The 14,486-nt window shown below is 60.1% G+C and carries 15 protein-coding genes; 9 read left to right on the forward strand and 6 right to left on the reverse strand.

All coding sequences use genetic code 11. From position 1 onward, the window contains the following. Window positions 1–66: 66 nt before the first annotated feature. From K5E40_RS01070 to K5E40_RS01095, 6 genes are all read left to right on the forward strand, one after another. A complete protein-coding gene (locus K5E40_RS01070) occupies window positions 67–1,341 on the forward strand; it encodes an ABC transporter substrate-binding protein (RefSeq protein ID WP_221729316.1) in 1,275 nt (424 codons plus the stop codon). A 21-nt stretch (window positions 1,342–1,362) separates the two neighbouring features. Continuing rightward, window positions 1,363–2,325 carry a carbohydrate ABC transporter permease gene (locus tag K5E40_RS01075; RefSeq protein ID WP_221729317.1) on the forward strand — a complete coding sequence of 321 codons (963 nt, stop codon included), beginning with the start codon at window positions 1,363–1,365 and terminating at the stop codon, window positions 2,323–2,325. Beyond that, on the forward strand, window positions 2,322–3,164 hold the full coding sequence (locus K5E40_RS01080; protein ID WP_221729318.1) for a carbohydrate ABC transporter permease: 843 nt from the start codon (window positions 2,322–2,324) through the stop codon (window positions 3,162–3,164). The genes K5E40_RS01075 and K5E40_RS01080 overlap by 4 nt, the downstream gene beginning before the upstream one ends. A 27-nt stretch (window positions 3,165–3,191) precedes the next feature. Next, a complete protein-coding gene (locus tag K5E40_RS01085) occupies window positions 3,192–4,337 on the forward strand; it encodes an ABC transporter ATP-binding protein (protein ID WP_221729319.1) in 1,146 nt (381 codons plus the stop codon). 29 nt (window positions 4,338–4,366) lie between these two features. Beyond that, window positions 4,367–5,836 carry a glycoside hydrolase family 32 protein gene (locus K5E40_RS01090; RefSeq protein WP_409339119.1) on the forward strand — a complete coding sequence of 490 codons (1,470 nt, stop codon included), beginning with the start codon at window positions 4,367–4,369 and terminating at the stop codon, window positions 5,834–5,836. Window positions 5,837–5,911: 75 nt separating this feature from the next. After that, window positions 5,912–6,904 carry a LacI family DNA-binding transcriptional regulator gene (locus tag K5E40_RS01095; protein ID WP_221729321.1) on the forward strand — a complete coding sequence of 331 codons (993 nt, stop codon included), beginning with the start codon at window positions 5,912–5,914 and terminating at the stop codon, window positions 6,902–6,904. A 66-nt stretch (window positions 6,905–6,970) separates the two neighbouring features. Here the strand turns inward: K5E40_RS01095 and K5E40_RS01100 are convergent, their stop codons facing one another. After that, window positions 6,971–7,450, reverse strand: a complete 480-nt coding sequence (locus K5E40_RS01100) for a GNAT family N-acetyltransferase (protein WP_221729322.1) — start codon at window positions 7,448–7,450, stop codon at window positions 6,971–6,973. A gap of 151 nt (window positions 7,451–7,601) precedes the next feature. On the opposite strand from K5E40_RS01100, the gene K5E40_RS01105 reads away from it, so the two are divergent. The 3 genes from K5E40_RS01105 (at window position 7,602) to K5E40_RS01115 (ending at window position 8,984) form a co-directional block, all read left to right on the forward strand. Beyond that, the gene (locus K5E40_RS01105) at window positions 7,602–8,255 is read left to right on the forward strand and encodes an HD domain-containing protein (RefSeq protein WP_221729323.1); all 654 of its coding nucleotides are present in this window, start codon (window positions 7,602–7,604) and stop codon (window positions 8,253–8,255) included. Window positions 8,256–8,352: 97 nt separating this feature from the next. Continuing rightward, on the forward strand, window positions 8,353–8,682 hold the full coding sequence (locus tag K5E40_RS01110; protein ID WP_221729324.1) for a hypothetical protein: 330 nt from the start codon (window positions 8,353–8,355) through the stop codon (window positions 8,680–8,682). 44 nt (window positions 8,683–8,726) lie between these two features. Continuing rightward, window positions 8,727–8,984, forward strand: a complete 258-nt coding sequence (locus K5E40_RS01115) for a hypothetical protein (RefSeq protein ID WP_221729325.1) — start codon at window positions 8,727–8,729, stop codon at window positions 8,982–8,984. Window positions 8,985–9,023: 39 nt separating this feature from the next. Here K5E40_RS01115 and K5E40_RS01120 read toward each other — a convergent pair whose 3' ends face one another. From K5E40_RS01120 to araH, 5 genes are all read right to left on the reverse strand, one after another. Further along, on the reverse strand, window positions 9,024–9,944 hold the full coding sequence (locus tag K5E40_RS01120; protein ID WP_221729326.1) for a PfkB family carbohydrate kinase: 921 nt from the start codon (window positions 9,942–9,944) through the stop codon (window positions 9,024–9,026). Then, on the reverse strand, window positions 9,937–11,403 hold the full coding sequence (locus K5E40_RS01125; protein WP_221729327.1) for a cytosine permease: 1,467 nt from the start codon (window positions 11,401–11,403) through the stop codon (window positions 9,937–9,939). The genes K5E40_RS01120 and K5E40_RS01125 overlap by 8 nt, the downstream gene beginning before the upstream one ends. A gap of 203 nt (window positions 11,404–11,606) precedes the next feature. Then, on the reverse strand, window positions 11,607–12,605 hold the full coding sequence (locus tag K5E40_RS01130) for an ADP-ribosylglycohydrolase family protein (protein ID WP_221729328.1): 999 nt from the start codon (window positions 12,603–12,605) through the stop codon (window positions 11,607–11,609). Continuing rightward, window positions 12,602–13,315, reverse strand: a complete 714-nt coding sequence (locus tag K5E40_RS01135; protein WP_221729329.1) for a GntR family transcriptional regulator — start codon at window positions 13,313–13,315, stop codon at window positions 12,602–12,604. The genes K5E40_RS01130 and K5E40_RS01135 overlap by 4 nt, the downstream gene beginning before the upstream one ends. 190 nt (window positions 13,316–13,505) lie before the next feature. After that, window positions 13,506–14,474: an L-arabinose ABC transporter permease AraH gene (gene araH, locus K5E40_RS01140; RefSeq protein WP_221729330.1), complete on the reverse strand. Its 969-nt coding sequence runs from the start codon at window positions 14,472–14,474 to the stop codon at window positions 13,506–13,508. Window positions 14,475–14,486: the final 12 nt, after the last annotated feature.

Below are 14,486 nucleotides of genomic sequence, written 5' to 3' on the forward strand. Positions count from 1 at the left end.
AAATACGCTGCTACATTTGGCGATGTTAACGTTAACTTTTCTAAAAACAAAAATAAAGGGTGCTCAATGAAACATCTGAAATCTCTCCTGCCACCAGCATTAATCATTCTCTGTGCCGCACTTCCATCCGTCTCGAGCGCCGCCGATTTGACGATCTCGTGCGGTGCAGTGGGTGCCGAGTTACAGCTCTGCAAGGAGGCTGTCGAGGCGTGGTCGAAACAGACCGGCAACAATGTCGAGGTGGTTTCCACGCCTAACTCGGCGACCGAGCGGTTGTCGTTCTACCAGCAGATCCTCAGTGCGCAGTCCGGCGACATCGACATCATTCAAATCGATATGGTGTGGCCGGGAATGCTGGCCAAACATCTGCTGGATCTGCGCGAGGTGCTTCCTGCTAATGCGACCCAGGGCTACTTCCAGGCACAGGTGGACAACGCCACGGTGAACGGACGGCTGGTAACGATGCCGTGGTTCACTGACTCGGGCCTGTTGTATTACCGCAAGGACTTGCTCGCGAAGTACCACCAGCCGGTTCCCCGGACCTGGGAAGAAATGACCGCGACCGCCAGAAGTATTCAACAGGCCGAGCGCACTGCCGGGAACCCCAATGCGTGGGGTTACATTTTTCAAGGGCGTGCCTACGAGGGCCTGACGTGCAATGCGCTGGAGTGGATCAGCAGCCAACCGGAAGGCGGACTGGTCAATTCACGAGGCGACATCGTGGTCAACAATCAGGCCTCCAGAACCGCTTTGACCCTGGCGAAAAGCTGGGTCGGAGACATCTCCCCGAGGGGCGTGCTCAATTACACCGAGGAAGAAGGGCGTGGCGTATTCCAATCGGGAAATGCGCTGTTCATGCGTAACTGGCCGTATGTCTGGGCCCTGGTTCAAAGTCAGGACAGTGCCGTAAAAGACAAGGTTGGGGTCGCTCCCCTGCCCCGTGGCGGCGAAGCTGGCACACATGCCTCCACCCTCGGTGGCTGGGGCCTGGCGGTATCGCGTTACAGCGCCCATCCAAAGCTTGCCGCAGAACTGGTGAGTTACCTGACCCGCGAGCAAGCGCAAAAACATCGAGCCCTGACGGGCGGCTATAACCCGGTTATCGAATCGCTGTATCAAGACCCCGAATTGCTCGCGGCCATGCCTTATTACGCTCAGTTGCACAGCATTCTCAATGATGGGGTGATGCGCCCCGCCTCCATCACTGCCGATCGCTATCCACGGGTCTCCAATGCGTTCTTCGATCGAGTGCATGGCGTACTGGCGGGCGAGTTGCCTGTCGATCAGGCACTGGCCGAACTGGAAAGCGAACTCACGCGCATCAAACGCCGGAACTGGTAAGCCACAAGGAAGGAAATCACCATGTCTGTCTCTACTACCCATGCCCCTTGTGACGAGTTGCTGGTCACCAGGGAAACGCCCGTGCAACGTCGCCGAGTACGCGCTGCCTGGCTGTTTCTGACGCCGATGTTGCTGTGCCTGGCCCTGGTGGCGGCCTGGCCGCTACTGCGCACATTCTGGTTCAGCCTGACCGACGCCAACCTGGCGGACACGGGTGGCGGAACCTTCATTGGCTTGAGCAATTATCTGTTCCACAGCAGCACCGGCTGGTCGGGGATCCTGGTCGATCCGCAATGGTGGAATGCGGTGCGTAACACCTTGCATTTCACTGTGGTGTCAGTGGGACTGGAAGTCGTACTGGGGCTGCTGGTGGCGTTGCTGTTGAACATCAAGTTCACCGGCCGTTCGTTGGTGCGTGCGTTGATTCTGATTCCCTGGGCGATTCCTACCATTGTCTCGGCGAAGATCTGGTCATGGATGCTTAACGACCAGTTCGGCATCATCAATCATATGATGCTGAGCCTCGGCCTGATTGACGCGCCCCTGGCCTGGACGGCAGATGCGGATCTGTCGATGTGGGCGGTGATCATCGTCGACGTCTGGAAGACCGTCCCTTTTGTCACGCTGCTGATGCTCGCGGCCTTGCAGATGTTACCGAGCGATTGCTACGAAGCCGCCAGGGTCGATGGCATTCATCCGCTGAAAGTGTTCTGGCGTGTCACGCTGCCACTATTGATGCCCGCACTGCTGGTGGCGGCGATCTTCCGCATTCTCGACTCTCTGCGCGTATTCGACGTCATCTATGTGCTGACCTCGAACTCTTCGAGCACCATGAGTATGTCTGTCTATGCCCGCCAACACCTGGTGGAGTTCCAGGATGTTGGCTATGGCAGCGCGGCCTCGACGCTGCTGTTTCTGGTCGTAGCGGTAATCGCCATGCTTTATCTCTACCTCGGACGCCGTCAAATGGAGGTTCGGTCATGAGCCCACGCCTACTGAAAAAAGCGCTGTTGCGCCTCGGATTCTGGTGTCTGATCGGGGTTTTGCTACTGTATGCGGTCTTCCCTTTCTACTACGCCATCGTGACTTCGCTGAAGCCATCCAGCGCCTTGTTCGAGGTGAGCTACTGGATAGAAACTCCCGACTTCTCCAATTACGCGGCGGTACTCCACCAAGCCTCTTTCCTGCGGGCTATCGGTAACTCATTAGTGGTTGCGCTGTGCGTGGTGACGCTGGCGCTGTTCCTCAGCGTGACCGCTGCCTATGCCTTGGGAAGGGTGAAATTCCGTGGGCGTGGCACGGTTTTGATGATGGTTCTCGGCGTGTCGATGTTTCCCCAAGTCGCTGTACTGTCCGGGCTGTTCGAAGTGATCCGCGCCCTGGGTCTGTACAACACGTCTTTGGCGTTGATCCTGAGCTACACGATTTTCACCCTGCCCTTCACCGTCTGGGTGCTCACCACGTTCATGGGCCAACTGCCCCATGAACTGGAGGAAGCGGCAATCATGGATGGCGCCTCGCCCTGGGTCACGCTTACCCGAGTGCTGTTGCCGTTGCTATGGCCCGCACTGGTCACCACGGGTTTGTTGGCGTTCATCGCCGCGTGGAACGAGTTCCTGTTTGCCCTGACCTTCACCCTCACCGACACCCAACGCACCGTGCCAGTCGCCATCGCCTTGATTTCCGGCGGCAGCCCCCATGAGTTGCCTTGGGGATTGTTGATGGCCGCCTCGGTGGTGGTCACCGTCCCACTGGTGATTCTGGTGCTGATCTTCCAGCGCCGAATCGTTTCCGGTCTCACTGCCGGCGCGTTAAAGGGTTGATGCCCAACAAAGACAAGGAACAGCATCGTGATCAAATTGAAACTGGACAACGTGAACAAACAACTGGGCGGCGCACGGATTCTTCGCGACGTCAGCCTGGAGATCGCTGCGGGTGAATTCGTGGTGTTCGTCGGTCCTTCGGGCTGCGGAAAGTCGACCCTGCTGCGACTGATCGCCGGACTGGATTCGATCTGCGGCGGCGACCTGCTGATCGACGGGCGACGGGTCAACGACCTGGAACCGCGCGAGCGTGGCGTCGGCATGGTGTTTCAGTCTTATGCGCTGTACCCGCACATGAGCGTCTACGACAACATCAGCTTTGGTCTCAAACTGGCCAAGACTGAAAAGAGCAGCCTGCGCGAGCGCGTGCTGAAAACAGCGCAAATCCTGCAATTGGACAAACTGCTGCAACGCAAACCAAAAGAACTGTCCGGAGGACAGCGTCAGCGTGTGGCCATGGGCAGAGCCATGGCGCGTGAACCGGACATTTTGTTGTTCGATGAGCCGCTTTCGAATCTGGATGCATCCTTGCGGGTGCAGATGCGCAACGAAATCGCACGGCTGCATGATCGACTGGCCTCGACCATGATCTACGTCACCCACGATCAAGTGGAAGCGATGACCCTGGCTGACAAAATTGTGGTGCTCAATGGCGGTCGCGTAGAACAGGTCGGCTCACCGCGCGAACTCTATGAGCGCCCGGCCAGTCGCTTTGTTGCCGGTTTTCTCGGTTCGCCAAAAATGAACTTCCTTGCGGCGCGCCTGCATGCGCCGGGCGAAACCAGCCTGATCGACACCGCCGTTTTGGGTATGACCACCCTGCCCTTCGACAGCTCGAACCTGGCGGCGGGCACGCAGTTGAGCCTCGGAATTCGTCCGGAGCACGTCTCGCTCAAGGCGGCGGATGGAACCGCCGGCATCCTCGTGACAGGTGTCGAATACCTGGGCAGCGAAACATATGTGCACCTCGAAACAGGTCAGGACGAGCCACTGATCTGTCGTTGTGAGGTCAGCGCCGGATGGCAGGCGGGCGATCGGGTCGAACTGCAACTGGACATCGACAACCTGCACCTGTTCGACGCCGACGGCGCAGCCTTGAAGCGCCATCCACAAGCCATTGAAACCCTGCCGGATGGCGTCCCTCTGCGCCCGATACGGGCACGTGCCCTATGACCTTGTCTTTGAAGCCCCTGAGCGATCCAATGCCTTGCACCCTTGACCTTGCGCAGCGTGCGCTGAGTGATGGCCTGTCCCGCGTCATCCAGGATTATCGACCCGGTTATCACATTTCTCCGCCGGCAGGCTGGATGAACGACCCTAACGGGGTCGTGTACTTTCGGGGCGAATATCACGTTTTCTATCAACACTACCCTTTCGAAGCGAAATGGGGCCCTATGTATTGGGGGCACGCCAAGAGTGCCGATCTCGTTCATTGGCAGCACCTACCCATAGCGCTGGCACCCGGCGATGACTTCGACCGTGACGGATGTTTTTCCGGTAGCGCTGTGGTGTGCGCAGATACCCTGGCACTGATCTACACCGGACACACCTGGCTGGGGGAAGTGGGTGACGAGCGCTTGATCCGTCAAGTGCAGTGCCTGGCAACCAGCACCGATGGCATCCGGTTCGTCAAGCATGGCGCCGTCATCGAGACCGCGCCGCAAGACACGATCATGCACTTTCGTGACCCCAAGGTATGGAAGGAGGATGACTATTGGTACCTCATTGCCGGCGCACGTCTGGGCGATAGGCCGCTGCTCCCGCTGTACCGTTCCACGGATCTGCACGTTTGGGAGTTCCTTGACTATGTTTCCGGCGGCAGCGAGGGCGATGGCTATATGTGGGAGTGCCCGGATCTGTTTCGACTGAACGAACGTGATGTGCTGCTCTACTCACCCCAAGGCATGTCATCCCAAGGTTACGATCGGCTCAACAAATACCAGACCGGTTACCGAGTGGGCCGACTCGACAGCGACTGGCACTTCACTGGCGGGCCTTTTATCGAGCTGGATAACGGCCACGATTTCTATGCCGCGCAAACGCTATTGGCCGCCGATGGTCGGCGCCTCGTGTGGGCATGGCTCGACATGTGGGAAAGCCCGATGCCGAGCCAGGCCCATCACTGGTGCGGCATGCTCGGTTTGCCACGCGAACTTGAACTGTGCGCCGATCGCCTTTGCGTGTTTCCGGCACGGGAGCTCACCGCTCTGCGCAAGACGCTATTGCCTAGCACGCCGTGGTGGGAGGAGTCGGGAGCCCGGTGGGTGCCAGAAGTGAGTGGCGATATGCTCGAAATCCATGTGCATCTGGACTTGCTCGGCTGTACCGACGGCCACCTGGGCATCGCCTTGCGCTGCAGCGTCGATGGCCAGGAAGAAACCCGGCTCTACTACGATGCGGCACTACAGCGTCTGGTGCTTGACCGTAGCCGCTCGGGTGCGCAAGTCACAGGTCAACGCAGCGTGTCGATAGACCCGACACATGAGCGACTGGAACTGCGGGTGTTCCTGGATCGCTCGTCCATTGAGGTGTTCGACGAAAACGGGCGCTTCAGCCTCAGCAGTCGCCTCTACCCACAGCCCGGCAGTCTGGGTGTGAAGCTTCTTGCAAGCGGCAGTGGCGGGCGCGTCTCGATTCCCAGGGCATGGCCTCTCGCCTCGGGATGGCTATGAGCAGCGTCACTCGAGTCGCGAGAAGCGCGGGCGATGTGTCATGATTCTGCGTCAATCTGATCGGTTTCGCCTGACATGACTTCAGTGAAAGACGTTGCACTGCTGGCCGGCGTGTCCCTGATGACGGTTTCTCGAGCGCTCAACAACCCGGAAAAACTGAGCCCCGAAACCCTTCTGCGGGTGCGTCGCGCCATCGATGAACTGCAATTCGTACCGAGCTTGTCGGCGCGCAAAATGCGCGGCGACAACCTCCAGTCGCGAACCATCGGTGTGTTCGCGCTGGACACCGCGACCACACCGTTTGCCGTCGAGTTGCTGCTGTCCATTGAACAGACCGCGCAGCAGGCGGGCTGGAATGTGTTCATCCTCAACCTGTTGAGCAACCCACCCACCGACCAAAACATCGATCTGATGTTGTCGCACCGTCCCGACGGGCTGATCTTCAGCGCCATGGGCTTTCGCCAGGTGTGCATTCCCGAGCGTTTGAAGAGCAAACCCCTGGTACTTGCCAATTGCCTGGCGGATGACAGTCGCCTGGTGAGTTATGTGCCCGACGACGAAACGGGGCAGTATCGCGCTGTACATCACGCATTGAGCCAAGGCTATCGGCGCCCTCTGTGTATCAATCTGCCAAAACAGAGTCTGGCCTGGGACCTGCGACAAAAAGGCTTGCAGCGTGCCTGCCAGGCATTTGGCCTTGCGCCTGACGCAGTCCTGCAATACGACCTTTGCGATCATGATGCCTATGGTGAAGCCGCCGCCATCCTCGACCGGCACATCATTGATGGTCGTCCCCAATTCGACATTCTGATCTGTGGCAACGACCGCATTGCCTTTTGTGCCTATCAGTTACTGTTGGGCCGTGGCCTGAAAATTCCCGACGATGTCGCCGTTCTCGGCTACGACAACATGATCGGTATCGCTGAGCTGTTCATCCCGCCGCTGACCACAGTGCAACTGCCGTACTACGAGATCGGTCGCAAGGCTGCCCGGCACCTGATCGAGTCCCTCGACGAATCGGGAGCCCAGCCAGTTGATTGTCCATTGGTGGTCAGGGCATCACTATAAGCATTAGGTGATAGCACACCCGCCTGCTTTCGATTGGCCATTCGCCTGTCACGCACCCATCGGTGTTCAGCCTTCGGCGAACTCGCGCAGCACCTTGCCATCCATGCGATACCTCACCCATTCTTCCTGTGGTTGGGCGCCGAGGGATTTGTAGAAGTCGATGGCCGGGGTGTTCCAGTCGAGCACGCTCCATTCGAAGCGGCCGCAGTCGTTGTCGCAGGCGATTTTTGCCAGATGGCGCAACAGGGTTTTGCCGGCGCCGCCACCGCGTTGTTCCGGGGTGATATAGAGGTCTTCGAGGTACAGGCAGTTGCTGCCCAGCCAGGTCGAATAGCTGAAGAAGAACACTGCAAAACCGATGGGCAGGCCGTCGCGCAGGCAAATCAGGCCATGGGCGGTGGCGCCTTCGCCGAACAGGCTGCGTTCGATGTCGACGACGCTGGCGATGACTTCGTGGCGAGCCTTTTCGAAATCTGCCAGTTCGGTGATGAAGGCGAGGATCTGCGGTGCATCGCTGGGGGTCGCCGGGCGGATTTCGATCGTCATGGACGGGCCTTGTTGGAAAATGGAAAGCGCCATACTAAGGCGCGACGGAGCGCTCGTCACATGGCAATTCAACGCTTAACCTTGGCAGGGCCGGACAGCTGATGTTTTAACGCCGCGCCCAGAGCAATGGCGCTCACCTCAAAGGATGCTAATGAACCCTAACGCTTTTGTACCACTGGCGACGTTGGCAACGGATCTACTGCCCCACGCCCTTGAGCCTTCAGACGACGGTGCTCACGACCTCGCGCACCTGCAGCGGGTCTGGCACAACGTGCGTACGTTGCAGGCCGAGGAAGGCGGGGATCTTGAAATGATGCTAGCCGCGGTGCTGTTGCACGATTGCGTGGCCATCGAAAAGAACTCGCCGCAGCGCTCGCAGGCCTCGCGTCTGGCGGCGGAAAAAGCGTCAACGGTGCTGGCAGAACTGAACTGGCCGTCAGCAAAAATCGCCGCCGTTGCCCACGCCATTGAGGCGCACAGTTTTTCCGCCAACATCGCCGCGCTTACCCTCGAAGCAAAAATCGTCCAGGACGCCGACCGTCTCGACTCACTGGGCATGCTCGGCGTCGCCCGCACGTTCTATGTTGCCGGGCGTATGGGCTCGGCGCTTTACGACCCGCAAGATCCCGAAGCGAAAGAACGCGACTACGACGACACACGTTTCTGCCTCGATCATTTCCAGACCAAACTGCTGCACCTCGCCGACGGTTTCCAGACCGCCGCCGGTCAGCGCCTGGCGCTGATCCGTCATCAACGCCTTAAGGGTTTCATGGAGCAATTGAAGGAAGAAATCGGGGTCGCCTGAGTGCAATCGCGCTCGACCGTTCGTCGCTCATCAGGCACCAATCCGATTCGAGGGCAGACCAACGACAGGTAAGGATTTCAATCACTGGAGAAGCCCTATGATCCCGTCAAGGTTGACCGCCCTCGTATTCACCGCACTGCTCTGCCCCGCGGCATTCGCCGCCACCGCTACAGGAACCGGCCCGACCGATCCGGTCGAACACCCCAAAGCCCCCGCCATCCAGAGTACCCCCGGCATGAACACCGATGGTTCGGGTGTCGACGTTGCTCCGCCGCCAGCCACCGGCACCGACCCGCGCACCCAGGGTAACGATCCTGGACGTCAGGGCGGCACGTCCGGCAACCCGGTGCCACCTGTGAACTCAGGTGCCGGCGCGAGTTCGAAAACCACCACCGGTGGTTCGGGTTCCGAGGGTTCCAGTCAGTAGTTCGCCGACGCGAGCGTCCTATTCACATCCATGAAGAGGTAACCATGAACGTCGATAAAAACCTGGAAAAAGAAGTCCTCACTCGCCTGTTGCACGCCCACCCAAGTGGTTTGGGCAAAGAGGTGCTGGACAATTATCGCGGGGAGAAAGTCGTGGCCAGCGCCCTCGCCGCTTTGCAGGATCGCGGGCTGATTCACCATGGTCATGTGACGTGCAACGAGGCTGGCGAACATTCGTTGCACCTGCCGATCAAGCTCAGTGCAGCCGGGGTTGAAGCGGCGCGCAAGCTGGATCTGCAGTAGTCGCCGGGCCGTTCGCTGCACGTGCGGCGGACGGCCGAATCAGCCTGCGCTGATCAGCGCATCCACCTCAGTACTCGGCGGCGCGGTTGCCGGCCCCCAGCGAGTCACCGCCAATGCTGCGGCCGCATTCGCCCGCCGTGCGGCGTCAAATGCCGAAAGCCCCTGCGCCAACCCGGCCACAAATACCCCCGCATGGGCATCACCGGCACCATTGCTGTCCACCGCTTTCACGGCAAACCCAGGGACATGCCGACGCTCGTCAGCCTGCTGAACCCAGCACCCTTGCGGCCCGTCGCGCACCACCATCAGCACATCACTGGGCAGGTATTCTGCGAGGCGATCAAGCGCAACAGAAATCTCTTCAGCCCCGGTAAAGCGCCGCGCTTCGACGTTGTTGCTGGTCCACACGTCGATGCGTGGCAACAACGCCTGCATCAGCGGCGAGTCCGGCGCTTCGACGAGCGGCCCCGGATCGAACACCACACTGATCGACGCCGGCAATGCCAGCGTCCAGTCGAGCAAGGCTTGGGCCTTGCCTTCGTGCAGCAGGCTGTAGCCGCTGAGATAGACATAATCGCCCGCCTCGGCCGCCACGCTGTTCAAATCGGCCTCGGTCACCTCACCTTCGGCACCGATGTAGGAAATGAAACTGCGCTCGGCCGAAGCATCGGTCAGCGCCACACACAAACCGGTGTCGCGTTGCGCGGGTGTGTTGATGCCGATATGAATGCCTTCAGCGTTCATCGCCTGGCGCGCCAGATCGCCGAAACGCCCCGTGCCGTGACGACCGAGATAGACAACCGGCAGACCATTACGCACGGCCGCCGCCATCACATTGAAGCCACCGCCCGCCTCGAAACCGGCAGACTGCGCCAGCACGTCACCGCCGACTTGCGGCAGTTTTTCCACGGCCATGACCAGGTCGATGATGACCTGGCCGGTGTGCAACATCTTAGGCATGAGCATTCTCGACTTGCGCGGCGCGGCGATCTTTCGCCCCGCCGAGTAGGAAGTAAATGCCACCGGCCACCACGAACGTCACGATCCAGCCGAGACCGTTGTGGCCCAGCCACGAATCAGACAGGAAGCCCTTGAACCAGACGTTTTCGGCGGTGGTGCCAATGGTGGTGAAACTGAAACCCAGCACGATGGCCATCGCCCACGCCCCGAATGCGCGCCACTCGATCCCACCGTGATACCAGTAGGCGCTGCTCGGGCTGACGTCGAGCAGGTCTTTGGGGCTGTAGTAATGACGATGAATCAGGTCGACCACAAAGATCCCGACCCACGCGGTGATCGGCACCGCCAGCAGGGAAATGAAGGTGATGAACGGGCCGTAGAAACTGTCGGCGATCAGCATGAAGTAAATCGAACCGGCGAAGATTGCGACGATGTCGACCACCACTGCGTAGACGCGTTTGACCTTCAGGCCCAGGGTCAGCGTGGTCAATCCGGCGGAGTACACCGACAGGTTGTTCGACAGCAGCAGGCCACCGAATGCGGTGATCAGGTACGGCACGGCCATCCACGTCGGCAGCATGTCGCGTATCGCCACGATCGGGTCAGTCGCCGATGCCAGGTCGTTATTGCCCACCGACAACAGCCCGCCGAGGGTGATCAGCAACACCAGCGGAATCCCCGCACCGAACGCCGCCGACGCCACCAGACGCACGGCTTTGACACTGCGATGCTGATAACGCGACATGTCGGCGCCGGCATTGGCCCAGCCGATCCCGGTGCCGGCGGCCATGGTACCGATACCGATCATCATGGCGCTCATCGGCGCTGGCGTGGCGTTGAACACCGCGCTCCAGTCGATGGTGGCGCAAAGGAAACCGCCGACCAGAATATTCAGCGCGCCGAACACGTAAGTCGCCCACTTCTGGATGACCAGCAAAGTCGCATGGCCGAGGCCGGAGACCGAGAGGGTCAGCAGCACGAAAATCGCGATGAACATCAGCGTCAGCAGCGGGGCACTTTTTGCCTCGACCGGCGAGCCGAACAGGATCGAACACAGCGACAGCAGCACGAATGCGGCGGTGGTGGTGTTGACGGTTTCCCAACCCAGACGCGACATCAGCGAGACCAGGGTCGGGCCGATGTTGCCGCGCACACCGAAGATCGCCCGCGACAAGGTCAGGCTCGGCGCGCGGCCACGACGACCGGCGATGGAGATGATCCCGACCACCGCAAACGAGCCAGCGGCGCCGATGATCGCGACGATGATCGCCTGCCAGATCGCCAACCCGCGAAACGCGACCAGCGTCGCGCCCAGCGGCAAGCCGAGAATGGAAATGTTGGCCGCGAACCAGACCCAGAACAATTGCAGCGGGTGGCCGTTGCACTCGGCTTCCGGCACCGGCTCGATGCCGCGTGTTTCCAGTTGCCCGGCGCTTTGCCCGACGTTTGATGAACTCATGAAAGTGCTCCTGTTTGCCTTTTTTGTGGTTGTGGCAATGACGCAGAACAACAAGACATCCCCGGCCGTCCTGGGCCTGTCCGTGCGATCCATTGCGGGTTGAAAATTCAAGAATGCGGTGCGCCATTCGCGAGCAAGCTCGCTCCCACAGGTACAGCGTGATCCTTGTGGGAGCGAGCCTGCTCGCGAAGACGCCAGCCCAATCAGCGCAAGGCCAACAGACCTTGCACCAACGGTTCCAGCTCCAGATCATTGACGGTTTTCACCGTCTCGATCATCGGTGCAGGCCAAACCTCAAGGCCCAGGCAGGCCCCGAGCATTGCCCCAAGAATCGCGGCGATGGTGTCAGTGTCGCCGCCCAGACTGGCCGCCATGCACAGCGCATCAAACGCGCTCATCTCACCGACAGCCACTTGCTGCGCCAGCGCAAACGACACCACCACTGATTCTTGCGAGGCCACCGAAGTGCCGATCACGTCGTAGAGCAGATCGGCTAGCAGCACCTTGTCGCTGTCAACACTGATGGTGCGCGCCCAACTGATACGCGAAGCCATGCGCCCACCGGCCACCCAGTGGCCGTGAGATTGCGCTTGCTGAGCGATCTGCTGGCCGAGGTTCAACGCCGCGCCCAGATCCATGCCGTTGATCCCGGCTGACACCACCGCGGCCACCGCCGCCGCACTGGAGATGCCCAGCGTGGTGTTGTGGGTGACCTGACAGGCCTGCACCACCGCCGCGATAAAGCGTTCAGGGTCGGCGACATCCGCCGCGATCCCCACCGGGGTAATGCGCATCGCCGCGCCATTGGTCGTGCCGTAACGCCCAGCTTCTTCCGGCGAATGGCCGGCGAGGATCATTTCGATGGCGCGCTTGGTCGATGGGCCAAGCAAGTCCTGCGAGCCCTTGGCCTGCATCTCGGCTTCCCACTCGATCAGCCGTTGCGCCAGTAGCGCAGGCTCGATCTGGCCGTTGCCTTCGACCAGCAACCGGCCGACCAGAATCGCCTGTTCGGTGTCGTCGGTGATTGAACCCTTGGGCATGTTCGCGGCAATTGGTTGCAGCGGGCCGGCATCCTGCAGATCGGTGATCTGGCCGAAGCGGGCCTTGATCGTTTCGCGATTCAGCGATTGCGTCGGCATGCCCAGCGCATCACCGAGGGCCAGGCCATAGAAAGCGCCGAGGGCACGGTTGAGCGTGATCATTTCGACTCTCCAAACTGCAGGTGCAGACGAAAATGCACCGGATCGAGCAGGCTTTCGACCAATTCCATGAAACGGTTCTGCCGGTCGTAGGTGGTGCGCAGGGCCTTAAGGAATACCGTGCCCACCGGGCGACCAAGCAACTCGGCATCTTCGGCATTCAACGGTTCAGCACCGATCCACTGATCACCGCGCTCGCCGATATAGCCATAGGCGGCCAGAGTGATGGTCAGGGAGTTGTCGATCAGACCGACGCGCGGCAGGCTTTCCAGGCCGCCGGTGGCCGGCATCAATGAGCGTTCGAGGGACACCAGCGTGCCATCGTTGGAACGACGACGGCGGTCGAGGGTGATGAACTGGTCGGTACCGAAACGCGCCAGCAAGTCGGGCCGGGTCACGGCTTCCAGACGCAGCACTTCAGTGTTGATCAGCGCACCGCTGTCGGCCAGTGCCTGCGCCCAGCCGCTGCGCTGGTCAAGCGCCACGCCGTCAAACGTGACGATGGAGCCGACACCGCTTTGCGTGGCGATGTACTTGCGCCGCTTCAGTTCGGCGAGCGCTTCGCGCAAGGTGCCACGGCTGACTTTGAATTCTTGAGCCAACTGATGTTCGCCGGGCAACAGAAAGCCGTCCTCCATGAGGCCGCTTTCGATGCGCCGGACGAGTTCGTCGACCACCCGTTGTTTCTTGTCAAATCGTACCTGTCTAATCATGTACAAAGTGATAACCGAAACGGGCTCGGACAAGCAAGGAGAATTTAGGAGATTAGATAGAAGGCGGGGACAGTTGCGGTCCATTGTCGGAGCGAGCCTGCTCGCGAAGACGTCGGGTCAGTCAACATTTCCGGCGACTGGTTCAACGCTTTCGCGAGCAGGCTCTCGCCCACAAGGATGAGGGGGGGGGTCAGCGTTGCTTCAGGCGGTCGATGACCACAGCCAAGAGCAGAATCGATCCACGAATCACGTACTGATAAAACGTATCGATGTTCTTCAGGTTCATCGCATTCTCGATAATCGCCAGAATCAACACCCCGGCAATCACATGCCGAATCATGCCGATCCCGCCGCTCAGCGATACCCCGCCCAGCACACACGCCGAGATCACTGTCAGCTCGAAACCCTGACCAATCATCGGTTGCCCGGAGGTCATACGCGACGCCAGAATCACCCCGGCCAACGCACCGATCAAACCGTGCACGGCGAAGATGATGATCTTGGTGCGATCAACGTTCACCCCGGCCAGCAATGCCGCTTCCTGGTTGCCACCGATGGCCATGGTGTTGCGACCGTAGGTGGTGTAATTGAGCAGCCAGCCGAAAAACACAAAACAAACGACGGTGATCACAATCGGCACAGGCACGCCGAACAACTGGCCGTTACCGAAAACAAAGAACGATTCCTGCGACACGCCCACTGCTTTGCCGTTGGCAAAAATGTAAGCCAGGCCCCGCACGATCTGCATGGTCGCCAGCGTTGTGATCAACGCGTTGACCCGCAGCTTGGCAATCACGATCCCGTTGATCAGGCCGACAATCAGGCCCATCAACAACGCCGCGCAGACACCGAGGAACACGCTGTCGGTGTCACGCATCACCACTGCCGCCACCACCCCGGCGCAGGCAATCACCGAACCCACCGACAAATCGAAATGCCCCGACGCCAGGCAATAGAGCATGGTGCAGGCGGCGATGCCGGTAGTGGAAATCGCCAGGCCCAGCCCCCGCATGTTCAGCGGCGAAAGGAAGTTGTCGATCAGCAAGGCGCAGGCGACGAAGATAGCCACCGCCGCCAGCAACATGACCCAGTCATCGAGGAAGCGCCGCATATCCAAAGGTTTGCGCTCGGTCGGCAGGGTTTCGTTTTGGGTTGTCATCATAGTCACCTC

The organism is Pseudomonas baetica, assembly GCF_019733355.1.
Classification (GTDB): domain Bacteria; phylum Pseudomonadota; class Gammaproteobacteria; order Pseudomonadales; family Pseudomonadaceae; genus Aquipseudomonas; species Aquipseudomonas baetica_A.

Bases quoted from the DNA above. Each gene is read 5' to 3' on its own strand.
- K5E40_RS01070 (WP_221729316.1), top strand. From the start codon at position 67: ATGAAACATCTGAAATCTCTCCTGCCACCAGCATTAATCATTCTCTGT.
- K5E40_RS01120 (WP_221729326.1), bottom strand. From the start codon at position 9,944: ATGCCTAAGATGTTGCACACCGGCCAGGTCATCATCGACCTGGTCATG.
- K5E40_RS01105 (WP_221729323.1), top strand. From the start codon at position 7,602: ATGAACCCTAACGCTTTTGTACCACTGGCGACGTTGGCAACGGATCTA.
- K5E40_RS01090 (WP_409339119.1), top strand. From the start codon at position 4,367: ATGCCTTGCACCCTTGACCTTGCGCAGCGTGCGCTGAGTGATGGCCTG.
- K5E40_RS01115 (WP_221729325.1), top strand. From the start codon at position 8,727: ATGAACGTCGATAAAAACCTGGAAAAAGAAGTCCTCACTCGCCTGTTG.
- K5E40_RS01110 (WP_221729324.1), top strand. From the start codon at position 8,353: ATGATCCCGTCAAGGTTGACCGCCCTCGTATTCACCGCACTGCTCTGC.
- K5E40_RS01080 (WP_221729318.1), top strand. From the start codon at position 2,322: ATGAGCCCACGCCTACTGAAAAAAGCGCTGTTGCGCCTCGGATTCTGG.
- K5E40_RS01075 (WP_221729317.1), top strand. From the start codon at position 1,363: ATGTCTGTCTCTACTACCCATGCCCCTTGTGACGAGTTGCTGGTCACC.
- araH (WP_221729330.1), bottom strand. From the start codon at position 14,474: ATGACAACCCAAAACGAAACCCTGCCGACCGAGCGCAAACCTTTGGAT.
- K5E40_RS01135 (WP_221729329.1), bottom strand. From the start codon at position 13,315: ATGATTAGACAGGTACGATTTGACAAGAAACAACGGGTGGTCGACGAA.
- K5E40_RS01130 (WP_221729328.1), bottom strand. From the start codon at position 12,605: ATGATCACGCTCAACCGTGCCCTCGGCGCTTTCTATGGCCTGGCCCTC.
- K5E40_RS01095 (WP_221729321.1), top strand. From the start codon at position 5,912: ATGACTTCAGTGAAAGACGTTGCACTGCTGGCCGGCGTGTCCCTGATG.
- K5E40_RS01125 (WP_221729327.1), bottom strand. From the start codon at position 11,403: ATGAGTTCATCAAACGTCGGGCAAAGCGCCGGGCAACTGGAAACACGC.
- K5E40_RS01100 (WP_221729322.1), bottom strand. From the start codon at position 7,450: ATGACGATCGAAATCCGCCCGGCGACCCCCAGCGATGCACCGCAGATC.